Source organism: Kribbella sp. NBC_01484 (genome assembly GCF_036227145.1).
Lineage (GTDB): Bacteria > Actinomycetota > Actinomycetes > Propionibacteriales > Kribbellaceae > Kribbella.
This window is the reverse complement of sequence record NZ_CP109437.1, coordinates 2187776-2202799: the sequence shown is the minus strand read 5'-3', so window position 1 is coordinate 2202799 and position 15024 is coordinate 2187776. Positions and strand designations below refer to the sequence as shown.

Sequence of the window (15024 nt, the reverse complement as noted above, 5' to 3'; positions counted from 1 at the left end):
ATGGCAACCCTGACCGACCCCGTCCAGGCGACACCACGCCGGGCTCGGACGATCAGTACCCAGTACACGATCGGCCGCGACAAGGTCCTGTACGGCGGGCTGCTGGTGCTGACCGCGATCGCGTACCTGTGGGGACTGTCCAAGAACGGCTACGCCAACGAGTACTACGCGGCCGCGGTGCAAGCCGGGTCGACGAGCTGGAAGGCCTGGTTCTTCGGCTCGTTCGACGCGTCGAGCTTCATCATCGTGGACAAGACGCCGGCGGCGCTCTGGGTGATGGGGCTGTCCGGGCGGATCTTCGGGTTCAACATCTGGAGCATGCTGGTGCCCGAGGCGCTGATGGGCGTCGCGAGTGTCGGGTTCGTGTACGTGTCGGTCCGGCGGTGGTTCTCCGCGAACGCCGGCTTGCTGGCCGGTGCGATCCTCGCGCTGACGCCGGTCGCCGTACTGATGTTCCGCTTCAACAACCCCGACGCGCTGCTGATCCTGCTGCTCTGCGCCGGTGCGTGGGCCGTGACACGGGCTATCGACTCGTCGCGGCATGCGGCTCGGTGGATGATGCTGGCCGGGGCGCTGGTCGGGTTCGGGTTCCTGACGAAGATGCTGCAGGCGTTCCTCATCCTGCCGGCCTTCGGGCTGGCCTACCTGATCGCCGGCAAGCCTGCGCTCGGGAAGCGGATCGTGCACAGTGTGCTGGCGCTGGTCTCGCTGATCGTCAGCGCCGGCTGGTGGGTCGCGATCGTCGAGTTGCTGCCGGCGTCGGCACGGCCGTACATCGGTGGGTCGTCGACGAACAGCATTCTCGAGCTGACGCTCGGGTACAACGGTCTCGGGCGGTTGAGCGGCAACGAGACCGGCTCCGTCGGCGGCGGACAGGGCAACCCCGGGTGGGGTGGCGCGGCCGGTGTGCAGCGGTTGTTCGGTGGTGAGTTCGGTTCGCAGATCGCGTGGTTGCTGCCGGCTGCTCTGCTCGCGACGATCGTCCTGGTCGTTGCTGCGGGCAAGGCTCCGCGGACGGACCGGACGCGGGCGTTCGCCGTACTGTGGGGTGGTTGGTTGGTCGGCACCGGGCTGGTCTTCAGCTATATGCAGGGGATCATCCACAGCTATTACATGATCGCGTTGGCGCCGGCGATCGGGGCGCTGATCGGCGCGGCGATGTCGGTGCTCTGGCGGCGCCGGGACCAGTGGTTGCCGCGGGCAACGCTGGCCGGTGGGATCCTGCTGACGGCCGGCTGGAGCTTCGCGCTGCTGAACCAGACGCCGACGTGGCAGCCGTGGTTGCGGTGGGTGGTTCTGCTGACCGGTGTGATGGCGGCCGGTGCGCTGGTGTTGCTGCCGGAGCTGAAACTACATCGAACGGCGGCTCGGCGGGCCGGGCTGTTCGCGGGCGCGCTGCTCACGGTGAGCGCGCTGGCCGGGCCGACGGCGTACTCGCTGTCGACGATCAGCACGGCGCATACGGGTGCACTGCCGTCCGCTGGGCCGGCTGGGGCCGGCGGGATGCGGGGTGGGCCTGGCGGCGGCTTTGGTGGCCGGATGGGTACGCCGCCTGGGCAGACCGGGAACGGGACGACTGGCAACGGTACGGCGGGTGGGCCGGCGACTGGGAACGGTGCGACCGGCAACGGGACGACTGGTGTGCCGGGGACTACCGGTAACGGGACGACTGGGCCTGGTGCGCGCGGCGGTGGAGTCGGTGGATTCCTTGGTGGTGGCGGGATCGGTGGAGTGTCGACCGACTTGGTGACGCTGCTGCAGCAGGGTGCGAAGGGTTACACCTGGTCGGCCGCGGCGGTCACGGCGAACGGCGCCGCGCCACTGCAGATCGCATCCGGCGAACCGATCATGGCAATCGGCGGCTTCAACGGCACCGACCCGGCGCCCTCCCTGATCGAGTTCAAGCAACTGGTTGCTCAGGGCAAGATCCACTACTTCATCGGCAGCGGCGGAGGTGGCTTCGGCGGCGCCCGCGGTGGCACCTCCAGCGATATCTCCACCTGGGTATCCGAGAACTTCCAGTCCCAAACCGTAGGCAACACCACCGTCTACGACCTCACCACCAACCCCACAAGCTAAGAACCGGAGCACCCCTATGACGCAGAACCCCACCTCCAATCCAGGCGCCACTCCGGAGGCCCAGTGGCAAGCGGCGCGTGCGGTCGGCCCCCGCCCGCAGCACGACGCAGGCGCCGCACCGCAGTCCGCCGCCAACCCCGCCCCGCAGTTCAGCGCGGGCACCGCATCGCAGTCCGGCGGAGGCGCTGCTCCGCCCCAACCCACCGCTGGTCCTGGCCCGCAGTACGGCCCGGGGGCCGCAGTTTCTGCGGGTGCGGCTGGCACAGCGCCGGCGGCTGAGGGGGCTGGGAAGGGCGGCGGGCGGCCGAGCAATGTGGTGTTGGCTGGAGCAGGTTCATTGCTTGCGGTGCTGGCGTTCCTTGGTGGCATGGCGGTTGGCCACTCGTGGGACGGCACTTCGACGCAGCAGAACCAGTTCGGCGGCCCCGGCGGTGGTGGCTTCGGCCGCTTCCCGGGACAAGGCAACGGTCAGGGCACCACCGGTCAGGGCAACACCGGCCAAGGCCAGGGCACGCTTCCCGGCCAGGGACAGGGCAGCACGGGTCAAGGCAGCACAGGTCAAGGCAGCACGGGGCAGGGCACGCTTCCCGGGCAACAAAGGCAGGGCACCCAGCCCGGCACCGGTACGCAGAACGGTTGAGCCCACACCAGCTGACCCTCGCGAAAGCAGCCCGGCGGGCCTCGAGCGGACACTCGGCCCGCCAGGCACCGCGCGGCGTCCAAACCACCTTGTGCACAGGGCAACCATCTAGGAGGTCCGCAGGTGGTTGATGGGTGCACAAGGCGGCCTGGGAGTGTCCACCAAGTGGAACGGACTGTCGCGACGGAGGATTACGACACGCGAAGACGGTTCGCCAGGTGGTGGGGTGGGGTAGGGATGGGGGCGTGGAATGGTCGAACGTCACCTGGTTCCTGACCGCCCTCGGTGCGGTCGTCGTACTGCTGACGCGCGTTCGCCTCGGCGGCACCGTTGTCGACGGCACCGGTCACGGCGCCGGCCGGCACGGGTACTCAGCCGCCCTGCTGCGGCTGCACACCGTCGTCGGCGTCATCACCCTGCTTGGGTGGGTCGTTGCCCTGGTCACCGGTCACCGCGGGATCGCCCTGGTCGTACTGACCGGATGGTGGCTGCTGACGGTCATCGGATTGTTGCTCCTGGCCCGTTGGCTTCCCAGCGGGGGCAAACACTCCGAGGACAAGCAGAGCGACGCGTGGGGCTCCGGCGCAGGCCTGTCCGTCCTGGGCCACGTCGGCATGCTCCTCGGCGTTTGCTACTTCACCTTCGTCATCATCACCGACCGGTTCTGAGCCCTTCGATCAGCGCGGTGACAGAACGCCGTACTGCGGCTTCGAACGCTTCTGGTGAGAGCGTTGCCCCCGCCCCGGCGACCCGGTCGTACAGGAGTCCGTCCATCATCGCGGCGACCGGCCAAGCCGCTTCCGACGGATTTGATACGCCGAGCCCGTCGAGCAACTGTGCGAGCAGAGCACGTAGTTGCCGTCCGCCCTCATCGATAGCGGTCCGCAGTTCCGGCTGACGACTCGCCTCCAGGGACAACTCGTACCGCGCGACCAGATCGTCCGGCCGATCCCGCGCCAGCCCGACCGTCATCCCCACCAACAACTCCACCGGCGGCACGCCCACACCGCTTGACGCCTGTACGCCCTCGGGTGCGGCGGCGCTCACGTCACGGGCGAGCATGCGGTTGACGCAGGCGGTGAGGAGGGCGCTGCGGGTGCGGAGGTAGTAGGACGTCGAGCCCGGCGGGAGGCCGGCCTCCGCGTCGACCGCGCGGTGGGTGAGCCCGCGCAGGCCGCGGGTCGCGACGAGATGGATCGCGGCGTCGGCGATGGCGTCCCGGCGATCCGCGCCCAGCGGAACCTGCTTCGTCACGCCGGTCAGTCTCGCACTTCCCAACCCGACTCTACAGATGTAGAGTCTCAGTCATGAGTACGGCGATCGTGGTGGGAGCGGGCATTGGCGGGGTCACGGCGGCCGTCGCGCTGCAACGGTGCGGGTGGCAGGTCACAGTCCTGGAGCGTGCTCCGGAGTTGGGTGAGGTAGGAGCCGGGATCTCGGTCTGGCCATCGGCGGTCGCCGTTCTCGAGGAACTCGGGGTGAAGGGTGTCGAGAAGGCATCCGCGGTCTCCAAGCCGGCCGGGATGCGCAAGCCCGACGGTCGGTGGGTCGTCGCGGCGGCCGATCTCGGCGTCGAGATCCCGGTGATGATCCACCGGGCGCAGTTGCACGACCTGATCACGGCCGAGTTCGGTCCGGCCGTCACGGTCCGCACCGGGTACGACGTCACCACGATCACCCAGGACGACACCGGCGTGACGATCAACGACGACCTGCGGGCCGACCTGGTCGTCGCCGCGGACGGGATCCGCAGCACGATCCGGACCACGTTGTATCCGGCGTACGAAGGACCGCGGTACTCCGGGTACACGGCGTACCGCGGGATTGCGGATGTGGACATCGACGACGGTGGCGGGGAGACCTGGGGCCGGGGGCAACTGTTCGGATTCGTACCGCTGATCGACGGTCGGTACTACTGGTACGCGACGGCGAACCAGCCCGCCGGTGCTCGGAGTGAGCCGACGGCGTTCCGGACGTGGCACGACCCGATCCCGAAGCTGCTGGCCGGCTCGGAGACGGTGCTGCAGAACGACATCTATGACTTGACGTTGCCTCTGGTGCCGTTCGTGCAGGGGCGGGTGGTGCTGCTAGGGGACGCGGCGCACGCGATGACGCCGAACCTCGGGCGCGGTGCGTGCTCGGCGATCGAGGACGCGGGCGCCCTCGCCCGGCACCTCGGCGAGAGCACTGATCTGATCACTGCTCTCGCTCGGTACGACGCCGAGCGCCGCCCCGCGACCACCAAGCTGGTCAAGCGGTCCCGGGGTCTTGGCCGGGTGGCCCAGGTGGAGAACCCGGTGGTGTGCGCGATCCGCAACGGCCTGTTCACCCTCGGCGGCAAGCTGGTGTCCCTGCGGAAGCCGAAGAGCAAGGTGAAACAATCGCGTCCGTGACCACACTTCCGCAGGCGCCCGAGATCCCCGGTGCGAAGCATGTCCACTCCGGCAAAGTCCGGGACCTGTACGAGCTGGAGTCCGGCGATCTGCTGATGGTCGCGAGCGATCGGATGAGTGCCTTCGACTGGATCCTGGAGCCGCCGATCCCGGACAAGGGCAAGGTGCTCACCGCGATGAGCCTGTGGTGGTTCGAGCAACTGGACATGCCGAATCACATCCTGTCCACCGACGTACCGGCCGAGGTCGCGGGCCGGGCAGTGGTGTGTGAGCGGCTCGCGATGTTCCCGGTCGAGTGCGTCGCTCGCGGGTACCTGAGCGGCTCCGGTCTGCTCGACTACAACGCCACCGGCGCGGTCTGCGGCATCCCGCTGCCGCCCGGGCTGGTCGAGGGCTCCCGGCTGGACGAGCCGATCTTCACCCCGGCGACCAAGGCCGACCTCGGTGAGCACGACGAGAACGTCTCGTACGACGCTGTCGTGGCGACCGTCGGCGCGGAAACTGCCGCTGCGCTGCGGGACCTGACCCTGGCCATCTACACGCGGGCGCGGGCGATGGCGGAGGAGCGCGGGATCATCCTGGCCGACACGAAGTTCGAGTTCGGTGCGCGGGCGGACGGGACGATCGTGCTGGCCGACGAGGTGCTGACGCCGGACTCGAGCCGGTTCTGGCCGGCTGACCAGTGGGCGCCGGGGAAGCAGCAGCCGTCGTACGACAAGCAGATCGTCCGTGACTGGCTCCAGTTCGACTCCGGCTGGGACCGTCACTCCGGCGAAGCTCCGCCGCCGCTGTCCGACGAGGTGGTCGAACGCACCCGATCGGCGTACGTCGACGCGTATGAGCAGCTGACCGGCCGCAAGTTCGAGGGCTGAACCACATTTGAGGGGGCCAACCTCGGAAGTGGTGGGTTGCCCCGTTGAGATCCCAGGGGCAGCCCACTATCTGAGGGGTTGACCGACTCCTGCCCGATGTGTGGGTGATCGTCGGCCGGGTGTGCTGCGGGATAGCGGCGATGTCTGTGTCCCAAGCGCTCGCACCACGTCCTGTCCCAGGCCCCGGCCACCACGTCCTGTCCCGGGCCTCGGCCACCACGTCCTGTCTCGGGGCTCGGCCGGTCGCGGGATCCGCCGCGACCTCGCACGGGTACCGGAGACCGCGGACAAGGCACAACCTGTCCGAGGACCCCAGAGCGTGTCCCAGGTCCCGCAGCTCCGCACCGATCCCATCGCCACCAGCACGAACCCCGCCCAGTTGCAGCAACCGCCGGTGTGGTCCACCACGATGGCGGCCGCTGCGCGCGGGATCGGCTGGACGGAGGCTGATCGGATGCCGTTGGAGGCTGGGACGTGCAGCTCGACAGGAAGTGTCGGCCCCGACCCCGGCCCCTGCCCCGGCCGGGCGGCCGGTTTCAGGCGTGAATGCCTGACCCGGCCAACACCCCGGCACCGACACATCCTGTCGAGCTGCACATCCCAACCGACCCCCACTCACACCACCCCACACATCCAGCAAGACAGCCGAAATGGCCTGCACCAACCCACCACGACCTGTCCGAACCCACCACGACCTGTCCCAGCCCACCACGACCTGTCCCAACCCACCACGACCTGTCCCAGCCCACCACGACGTGTCCCAGCCCGCTGGCTCCGGTCCCGCCCGGCGCTGTGTGTCGGCGCGGACGTGGCCCGATCGACCCATCTCATGGGTTGACGTCCGAGATGGTGGGCGGAGCCCCGGAATCCGGTACGCCAACCCGCTGCATCGGACGTCAACCCACCGCATGGGACGTCAACCCACCAGATGCGCAAGCCGGGTCGCCGACCGCCTGGGCGAGTTGGCGAACCGCCGGACAACCAACGCCGACCGCGTGCCCGGCATACCTGTCGGGCCGGTGGTTTCACCGATGACCTACCGCCCGTCACATCACCCACACATGAAGCAGAAGTACCGGCTGAACGACCCGCAATGGGTTAGAAGAGGCCGACGCCCAGGGCCAGGAGGACGAAGCGGCCGGCTCGGCCGGCGAGGACGGACAGGCTGAAGGTGAGGACGCCCATCCGGGAGGCGCCGCCGATCAGGGCGACGCCGTACAGGGGTGGGATCCCGACGAAGGCGCTCAGCAGCGTGACGGGGATACCCCAGCGGCGGTCGCTCATCGCGTCGAGCAGCCGCTTGCTGACCTCGCGGTTCCACTGCACGAACCGGCCCCAGCGGGTCCCGAGGTTGACCGGCTTGGGCTCCTTCGTCTTCCGGGCGGCGTACCCCGGCCGGTAGCGGACGGCGAGGAACATCGCGACCTTGCCGATGGTCTGCCCGATCGAGATCCCGATCGCGGCCACCACCGGGTCCAGTGCGCCGGACACGCCGACGCCGAGGACGTACGCCTCCGCGTTCAGCACCGGTACGACGGCGGACCCGATCCCGAAGCCGACCGCCAGCACGAGCTGCCAGACCCACATGACCCCGAGGCTATGCGCCGCGGCCAACGTTGCCACGCAACTCAGCCCCACACCCGGGGTGAACCAGGGCCCCACCCGAGCCGGCGGTTCGCCCCCTTGACAGCCACGGCTGACTGGGTACGGCGGGCCGCCGTCCACGCAGGATCGCGGTCAGCCGGTATGACGGGACCACCTCGACAGTGTCCTGCGATGCACTCATGAACGAGTCTCCTTTTGCTGGGAGATGCGTTCGAGGGCGCTGTCGAGCCAGCGCAGGTCGGCGTCGAGGTGGGCCACGATGTACTCGCGGACCAGCGGCGAGGTCGGGTCGTCCGCGGCCGGCGTCTCCCGTAATTCGCGGATCCGGCGCAGGTGGCTCGCGCGCTGCCGGGCCAGGAACGCCGCCACGTCACCACCGGTCCGGATCGCCGCGACGAGTTTGCGCAGGACCTCGTCCGCGCTGCCCCAGGCGGGTGGCACCGGGTCGCTGAGCCAGTCCGTGAGGTGCTCGCGGCCCTTGGTCGTCAGCGCGTAGACCGTCCGGTCCGGGCCACCGCTGGAGGTTTTGTTGACCACCTCGACGAGTCCGTCCCGCTCCAGCCGGCCGAGTGTCGTGTACACCTGCCCGAACGCCAGCGGCCGGCTGTCCGGGAACCACGTGTCATGGCTGCGCTTCACGTCGTACCCGTGCGCCGGGCCGGTCGAGAGCAGCCCCAGGACGAGCTCGGCGGTTGCCATGGCAGCGACTATACACTGCGTGTATGTACTGAGTGAGTAGTCCGCGATGCGGAGTTCTGGGGCTGGATCGGTAGGATTCAGGCGTCACCCCGGAACGAGACCTGGAGTAAGTCAGTGGCTCGCGTTGTCGTCGACGTCATGCTCAAGCCCGAGATCCTCGACCCGCAGGGCAAGGCGGTGCACGGCGCGTTCGGCCGGCTCGGCTTCGACGGCGTGGCCGATGTCCGGCAGGGAAAGCGGTTCGAGATCACCCTGGACGGCGAGGCGACCGAGGAACGGGTCGCCGAGATCCGCAAGGCCGCGGACACGCTGCTGGCCAACCCGGTGATCGAGGACTACACCCTCCACGTCGAGGACGCCCAAGAGGACGCGCAGTGAAGATCGGGGTCGTCACCTTCCCCGGCTCGCTCGACGACGTCGACGCCCGCCGCGCAGCCGCGGTGGCCGGTGCCGAGGCGGTCGCGCTCTGGCACGGCGACGCCGACCTGCACGGTGTGGACGCGGTCGTCCTGCCGGGCGGCTTCTCGTACGGCGACTACCTCCGGGCCGGTGCCATCTCCCGATTCGCGCCGGTGATGGACACCATCATCAAGAGGGCCGGCGAGGGCCTGCCGGTGCTGGGGATCTGCAACGGCTTCCAGGTGCTGTGTGAGTCGCACCTGCTGCCGGGCGCTCTGATCAAGAACCACCACCGCAAGTTCATCTGCAAGGACCAGCCGCTGCGGATCGAGAACAACCGCACCGCCTGGACCAGCGACTACGACGCCAACCACGAGATCACCATCGTGCTCAAGAACCAGGACGGTTCGTACGTCGCCGACGAGGCGACCCTGGACCGGCTGGAGGGCGAGGGCCGGGTCGTCGCCCGCTACCTGGACGAGAACCCGAACGGCTCGTACCGCGACATCGCCGGGATCACCAACGAGCGCGGCAACGTGGTCGGCCTGATGCCGCACCCGGAGCACTGCGTCGAGACACTGACCGGCCCCAGTACGGACGGCCTGGGCTTCTTCACCTCGGTGCTGAAGGCCGTCGTCTCCAGCTGATGAAGTCGTCAAGGTTGCGGCGCCTCCTGGCCCGCAGCCTCTTTCTGACCGCGGCGGCCGTGCTCGCCGCCACCGGTACGGCGAACGCCCAGCCGGCGAGCCTGATGGCCAAGGTCGTGGTGATCGGCGTCTCCGGTCTGACCTGGAGTGACGTGAAGGCGTCGCCGGAGCTGACCGCGCTGGTCGACCAGTCGAACGTCGGCTCCATCACCGTGAAGACCGCCGGCCCGCACACCTGTCCGATCGACGGCTGGCTGACGATCAGCGCCGGCACCCGGGCCTGGGGGAGTGTGGCCGACCTGCCCTGCGGTGACCTGCCGGCTGTCACCAACGGCAAGGTGGCCGATTGGCAGACGTACATCGACCGCCAGGCCGAACACCACACCGGCGCACCGATCGGTCGTCTCGGTCAGGCCGGCTACCCGATGTGCGGCTTCGGACCGGGTGCGGCGATCGCACTGGCTCACACCGACGGCTCGGTGGTCAACTGGCAGCCCGACTTTGACGCGGCCAGGCTGGCGAGCAATGACTGCGGTGACGCGGTCATCGACGCCGGCGCGCTACCTCTCAGGGAAGGGCGCGCGGAGGCGCGCAATCGGGTCGCGGATCTGGTCGCCCAGGCCCGGGCCGCCGGCGGATGGGTTCTGCTGGTCGGCGTCAGCCAGGAGGTCGCCAACGCACACCAGGAGCCGCTCGTTGCGATGCAGCTCCCGCCGGACAACGGTCCGCGCTGGCTGACGAGCGACAGCACCCGCCGACCGGGTCTGATCCAGCTGACCGATATCACCGCAACCATTCTCAGGGGGCGGACAGCCGCAGAAGTCGATCCGGCTGGGGTGGCGAAGGCTGGACCGCTGGATGGGAACGAGATCCACTCCACCGGTGACGTGCACACCGATGCGGACGCGGTGATCGAGAACCGGCTGGACACCAACCAGCGGTTCGAGCAGCCACGGCCGATGCTGGTCGCGGTCTCGATGACGATCCTGGCTGCGGAGCTCCTCGCGATCGCCTGGTTCTGGATCACGCGCAGCCCGCGGTCCCGTCGTACGCTCGTCTTCACGCTGTTGACGCAAGGTGGATTCTTCATCGCGGTGTTCCTGTCCACGGCGACCGTGTGGTGGCGGTGGCCCGCGCCCGCTTTCTCCTTGTACTGCGTGGTTCTCGGGATCAGCGTGGTCCTGGCAGGTGTGGCTCAGGTCGTGCTGAAGCGCTATGCGTTCCTGGGGATCGCGTTGACGGCGTACGTGATCTTGCTGGTGGACGGCGTGCTTGGGACGCCGCTGCAGTTCGGGAGCATGTTCACAGACGGGCCGGTGATCGGTGGACGGTTCTATGGCTTCGGCAACTCCACTTTCGCGACGCTTGCGGTCGCAGCCCTCGTCACTGCCGGCTGGGCCGCGCAGAAGCTGATCGACAAGAGCAGAGTGCAGGCCGCACTCGCTGTGCTTGCGATCGGCGGCGCTGCGATCGTGGTGGACGGCAGACCCGGCTGGGGGACCGACTTCGGCGGCATCATCGCGCTGACCCCGGCGGTGCTGCTCATGGCCTGGCTGACCTGGCGCGGCAGCATCTCACTGCGTGCATTGATCGGTGTGGGTCTGACCGGCGTACTGGCGGTGTCCGCTGTCGCCTACCTCGACTATCTACGGCCGCCGGACCAGCGGAGCCACTTCGGCACGTTCGTGGCCCGGCTGCTCGACGGGGATGTGAGCGACATACTGATTCGCAAGCTGGACATGGCGGTGCAGGTCTTCACCGGTCCGTCCGGCTGGGCCATGCTCGTGGCAGTGGTGCTGTGCATGCTCGCCACTGTGCTACCCGAGAAGGTGCCCTCGGAGTCCTACCGCCGCTTCTACACCAGTCTGCCGATGATCCGGCCGACTCTCCTCGCCCTGTCGACCTGCGGTCTGGTCGGCATGCTGCTGAACGACGCCGGCGTCGCCCTACCCGCGATCATGGCCGGCTTCGCCGTACCACTGCTGGTGGCTCACCTTGTGACCGCTGAGCAGCCCGCTACCGTTTCACCTGAGTCCCACCTAGTGCAGGAGTCCTAACGTGTCCACCGACACTGTCAGCAACGCCAGTAGTACCCCTGACGTCGAGCAGCCGTGGGCGGAGCTCGGCTTGAAGCCGGATGAGTACCAGCGGATCCGGGACATCCTGGACCGCCGGCCGACCAGCTGCGAGCTGGCGATGTACTCGGTGATGTGGAGCGAGCACTGCTCGTACAAGTCGTCCAAGGTGCACCTGCGCAAGTTCGGCGAGATCCCGCAGGAGACACCGGCCGGGAAGATGCTGGCCGGCATCGGTGAGAACGCCGGCGTCATCGACATCGGCGAGGGGTACGCCGTCACCTTCAAGGTCGAGTCGCACAACCACCCGTCGTACGTCGAGCCCTACCAGGGCGCGGCGACCGGTGTCGGCGGCATCGTCCGCGACATCCTCGCGATGGGCGCCCGCCCGGTCGCGGTGATGGATCCGCTGCGGTTCGGCCCGCTGGACGCGCCGGACACCAAGCGCGTGCTGCCCGGGATCGTCTCCGGCGTCGGTGGCTACGGCAACAGCCTCGGCCTGCCCAACGTCGGTGGTGAGGTCGTCTTCGACCCGACGTACCTGGGCAATCCGCTGGTCAACGCGCTCTGCGTCGGCGTGATGCGGCACGAGGACCTGCACCTGGCCAACGCGACCGGCGTCGGCAACCAGATCATCCTGTACGGCGCCAAGACCGGTGGCGACGGGATCGGCGGAGTGTCGGTGCTGGCGTCGGAGACCTTCGCCGAAGGCGGTCCGACCAAGCGGCCGGCGGTCCAGGTCGGCGACCCGTTCATGGAGAAGCTGCTGATCGAGTGCACGCTGGAGCTGTTCGCCGCGCGCGTGGTGGAAGGCATCCAGGACCTCGGTGGCGCGGGCCTGTCGTGTGCGACGTCCGAGCTGGCGAGTGCGGGCGAGGGCGGCATGTACGTGTCGCTCGACAAGGTGCCGCTGCGGGACGCGTCGCTCGCGCCGGAAGAGATCCTGATGAGCGAGTCGCAGGAACGCATGATGGCGGTCGTCACGCCGGACAACGTCGAGGCGTTCCTGAAGATCTGCGCCAAGTGGGACGTGCAGGCCGACGTGATCGGCGAGGTCACCGACACCGGCCGGCTGCAGATCGACTGGCACGGCGAGCGGGTGGTCGACGTACCGCCGCGGACCGTCGCGCACGAGGGGCCGGTCTACGAGCGGCCGTACGCGCGGCCGGACTGGCAGGACGAGCTGCAGGCCGACGGCGCGGAGAAGTTGCCGCGGGCAACCACGCCCGCGGAGCTGCGGGACACCCTGCTGAAGCTGGTCGCGTCGCCGAACCTGTGCGACAAGTCCTGGGTGACGGACCAGTACGACCGCTACGTGCTGGGCAACTCGGTGCTCGCGCAGCCCGAGGACAGCGGGATGATCCGGGTCGACGAGACCAGCGGGCTCGGTGTCGCGGTGTCGACCGACTGCAACGGGCGGTTCGCCAAGCTCGACCCGTACACCGGTGCGAAGCTCGCGCTGGCCGAGTCGTACCGCAACGTCGCGACCACCGGCGCCCGGCCGGCCGCGGTGACCGACTGCCTGAACTTCGGCTCGCCCGAGGACCCCGCTGTGATGTGGCAGTTCGCCGAGGCGATCCGCGGCCTGGTCGACGGCTGCAAGGAGCTCGGTATCCCGGTCACCGGTGGCAACGTGTCGTTCTACAACCAGACCGGTGATACTCCGATCCTGCCGACCCCGGTGGTCGGCGTACTGGGGGTCATCGACGACGTCACCCGTCGTACGCCGATCGGCTTCACGCCCGAGATGGAGGGCCACCAGCTGTACCTGCTCGGTGAGACCGAGGAGGAGCTGTCCGGGTCGGAGTGGGCGCACGTCATCCACGGCCACCTCGGTGGACGGCCGCCGGCGATCGACCTGGCGGCTGAGCAGCAGTTGGCCGACATCCTGATCAACGCGTCCCGCGACGGCCTGATCGACGCGGCGCACGACGTCAGCGACGGCGGCGTGGCGCAGACGCTGGTCGAGTCGGCTCTCCGCGGCGGTGTGGGTGCCCGGGTGTGGGCGCCGGACGGGCTCGACCCGTTCTTGTTCCTGTTCGCGGAATCGGCCGGCCGGGCGGTCGTCGCCGTACCGCGCACCGAAGAGGTCCGGTTCACCGACATGTGCACGGCCCGCCGCTTCCCGCACGCGAAGATCGGCGTCATCACCGGCGACACCCTCGACGTCCAGGACCAGTTCGAGGTGTCGCTGACCGAGCTGCGGACGGCCTGGACGCAGACGCTCCCGGCCGCCCTCAACTAGCCGGCCGCGCGACGACCCGGGCGCTGTGAGTGCCCGGGTCGGCAGGCCGTACCTGTCGGTCTCAGCCGACCAGTGCCACGCGCTGGGTCGCCTCGGCCAGGACGCGGTTCAGGCCGGCCTGGTCCTGCGGACGACCGGCGACCGTGACCTCGATGTAGGCCCGCTTGCCGTGCTCCAGGGTGTCGATGAAGCGCGTGGTGACCCAGCGCTGGCCACGGGCCCCGTCGCGGTACGTGTAGGTGATCGACGTGTAGGCGACCGGCGGCGCGGTCCACGGCACCTTCGACTTCACCGTGCCGTGGGCGCGGGTGACGATCTTCAGGCCGGGGACGCCGTGCAGGGCCTTGACCCGCTGCTGGGAGGCGGTGTTCACGCTCACCTTGCCGTCGAGGCCGCCGTCGACCCGGAGCATCCAGGTGTTCGAGCTGTCGGTGAACTTCGCCTCGTACAGGCCGAGCCGGGTGAACTTCCAGCCGGTCGGCGCGTAGACCGAGACGTTGCAGTTGCCGACGTGACCCCAGCACTTGTACTTGTAGCTGAGGCCTGCCGGGTTGAGCGCGGGCTTGGCGTAGGCCGCGACGCTCGTGCGGGCCGGCGCGGCGGCGTCACTCGGCGCGACGCCCAGTACGAGCCCCACGGCACCGATGATCGCGGTGCCGACCAGTACGCGAAGCGTGGTCTTCTTCATGTTTCCGTCCTTCATGGCCAGGGGCTCCGTTCGGCCCTTCGCGACTTGAGATGACTTGGTGCCCGCCCGCGGTTGAGCGCCGATCTTGTGAGCAACGTCTCCGCGGGACCCGGCAACCAAATCGCGTTCGGCGGTCGGGCCACCGGGCGTCTGGCACACTCGAAGGGGACGAGTGAGGTGAGCGGATGGCGGAGCGGCGGCCGGTCAAGCCGAGTGAGCTGATGGGGCTCGCGGCGGCGGCCGGGCAGGAGGCTCGGGTTGCGGCTGCGCGGCGCCGGATGGCTGGTTTGCGGTTGAGCGATGAAGAGCGGCGGATCTGTACCGACGAGCTGGCCGAGCAGTTCGCGGTCGGTCGGCTGGATGAGGGTGAGCTGCATCGGCGGGTGGATCGGCTGAACGACGCGGTGACGCATGCCGACCTGCAGCCGATCTTCGCCGACCTCCCGGCTCCATCGCTCTACAAGCCCGAGTCGAAGAAGCCTGGCAAGTGGCGGTGGGCCGCGTTCGCGGGCGCTGTGTGGATGGCCCTGCCGTTCGCGCTGACTGGACTGGTGCTGATGGTCTTCGGCCGTGAGATCGCGGCCGCGATCTTCGGGTTGCCCGCGCTGGCCTGGGTGTTCTTCACGTACCGCTGGGCTTCTCGCCCGCAGCGCGAGGAGCGCCGTCGGTCAGGAAGCTAGCG

14 protein-coding genes are annotated in these 15024 nt (G+C 69.0%); 9 read left to right on the top strand and 5 right to left on the bottom strand.

Translation table 11 applies throughout. The features are described 5' to 3' along the window. Positions 1 to 2079 (top strand): glycosyltransferase family 39 protein, encoded by a 2079-nt coding sequence (locus OG555_RS10810; protein ID WP_329482682.1) that lies wholly within the window; start codon positions 1 to 3, stop codon positions 2077 to 2079. A 334-nt stretch (positions 2080 to 2413) separates the two neighbouring features. On the opposite strand, the gene OG555_RS10805 is transcribed toward OG555_RS10810, so the two are convergent. Then, positions 2414 to 2725 carry a hypothetical protein gene (locus OG555_RS10805; protein WP_329482681.1) on the bottom strand — a complete coding sequence of 104 codons (312 nt, stop codon included), beginning with the start codon at positions 2723 to 2725 and terminating at the stop codon, positions 2414 to 2416. Positions 2726 to 2964: 239 nt separating this feature from the next. Between OG555_RS10805 and OG555_RS10800 the strand changes: the two genes are divergently transcribed. Further along, positions 2965 to 3387, top strand: a complete 423-nt coding sequence (locus tag OG555_RS10800; RefSeq protein WP_329482680.1) for a hypothetical protein — start codon at positions 2965 to 2967, stop codon at positions 3385 to 3387. On the opposite strand, the gene OG555_RS10795 is transcribed toward OG555_RS10800, so the two are convergent. Continuing rightward, complete coding sequence (locus OG555_RS10795; protein WP_329482679.1) at positions 3371 to 3973, bottom strand: TetR/AcrR family transcriptional regulator; 603 nt, start codon at positions 3971 to 3973, stop codon at positions 3371 to 3373. The genes OG555_RS10800 and OG555_RS10795 overlap by 17 nt on opposite strands. A gap of 53 nt (positions 3974 to 4026) precedes the next feature. On the opposite strand from OG555_RS10795, the gene OG555_RS10790 reads away from it, so the two are divergent. Together OG555_RS10790 and OG555_RS10785 are read left to right on the top strand one after the other, a co-directional pair. After that, complete coding sequence (locus OG555_RS10790; RefSeq protein ID WP_329482678.1) at positions 4027 to 5112, top strand: FAD-dependent monooxygenase; 1086 nt, start codon at positions 4027 to 4029, stop codon at positions 5110 to 5112. Beyond that, positions 5109 to 5984, top strand: coding sequence for a phosphoribosylaminoimidazolesuccinocarboxamide synthase (locus tag OG555_RS10785; protein ID WP_329482677.1), 876 nt, complete (start codon positions 5109 to 5111; stop codon positions 5982 to 5984). Before OG555_RS10790 ends, OG555_RS10785 begins: the two co-directional genes overlap by 4 nt. A 1098-nt stretch (positions 5985 to 7082) precedes the next feature. Here OG555_RS10785 and OG555_RS10780 read toward each other — a convergent pair. Then, a complete protein-coding gene (locus OG555_RS10780) occupies positions 7083 to 7571 on the bottom strand; it encodes a hypothetical protein (RefSeq protein ID WP_329482676.1) in 489 nt (162 codons plus the stop codon). Positions 7572 to 7766: 195 nt separating this feature from the next. Continuing rightward, positions 7767 to 8288 carry a PadR family transcriptional regulator gene (locus OG555_RS10775; RefSeq protein ID WP_329482675.1) on the bottom strand — a complete coding sequence of 174 codons (522 nt, stop codon included), beginning with the start codon at positions 8286 to 8288 and terminating at the stop codon, positions 7767 to 7769. 114 nt (positions 8289 to 8402) lie between these two features. On the opposite strand from OG555_RS10775, the gene purS reads away from it, so the two are divergent. The 4 genes from purS to purL are packed head-to-tail and all read left to right on the top strand — an operon-like array spanning position 8403 to position 13654. After that, entirely contained in the window at positions 8403 to 8666 is a 264-nt protein-coding gene (gene purS / locus OG555_RS10770) for a phosphoribosylformylglycinamidine synthase subunit PurS (protein WP_329482674.1), read from the top strand. Beyond that, positions 8663 to 9334, top strand: a complete 672-nt coding sequence (gene purQ / locus OG555_RS10765; protein WP_329482673.1) for a phosphoribosylformylglycinamidine synthase subunit PurQ — start codon at positions 8663 to 8665, stop codon at positions 9332 to 9334. The genes purS and purQ overlap by 4 nt, the downstream gene beginning before the upstream one ends. After that, positions 9334 to 11391 (top strand): hypothetical protein, encoded by a 2058-nt coding sequence (locus OG555_RS10760; protein ID WP_329482672.1) that lies wholly within the window; start codon positions 9334 to 9336, stop codon positions 11389 to 11391. The genes purQ and OG555_RS10760 overlap by 1 nt, the downstream gene beginning before the upstream one ends. Before the next feature lies 1 nt (position 11392). After that, positions 11393 to 13654, top strand: a complete 2262-nt coding sequence (purL, locus tag OG555_RS10755) for a phosphoribosylformylglycinamidine synthase subunit PurL (protein WP_329482671.1) — start codon at positions 11393 to 11395, stop codon at positions 13652 to 13654. Positions 13655 to 13715: 61 nt separating this feature from the next. Here the strand turns inward: purL and OG555_RS10750 are convergent, their stop codons facing one another. After that, on the bottom strand, positions 13716 to 14342 hold the full coding sequence (locus tag OG555_RS10750) for a hypothetical protein (protein WP_329482670.1): 627 nt from the start codon (positions 14340 to 14342) through the stop codon (positions 13716 to 13718). Positions 14343 to 14527: 185 nt separating this feature from the next. On the opposite strand from OG555_RS10750, the gene OG555_RS10745 reads away from it, so the two are divergent. Next, positions 14528 to 15022, top strand: a complete 495-nt coding sequence (locus OG555_RS10745; protein ID WP_329482669.1) for a DUF1707 SHOCT-like domain-containing protein — start codon at positions 14528 to 14530, stop codon at positions 15020 to 15022. Positions 15023 to 15024: the final 2 nt, after the last annotated feature.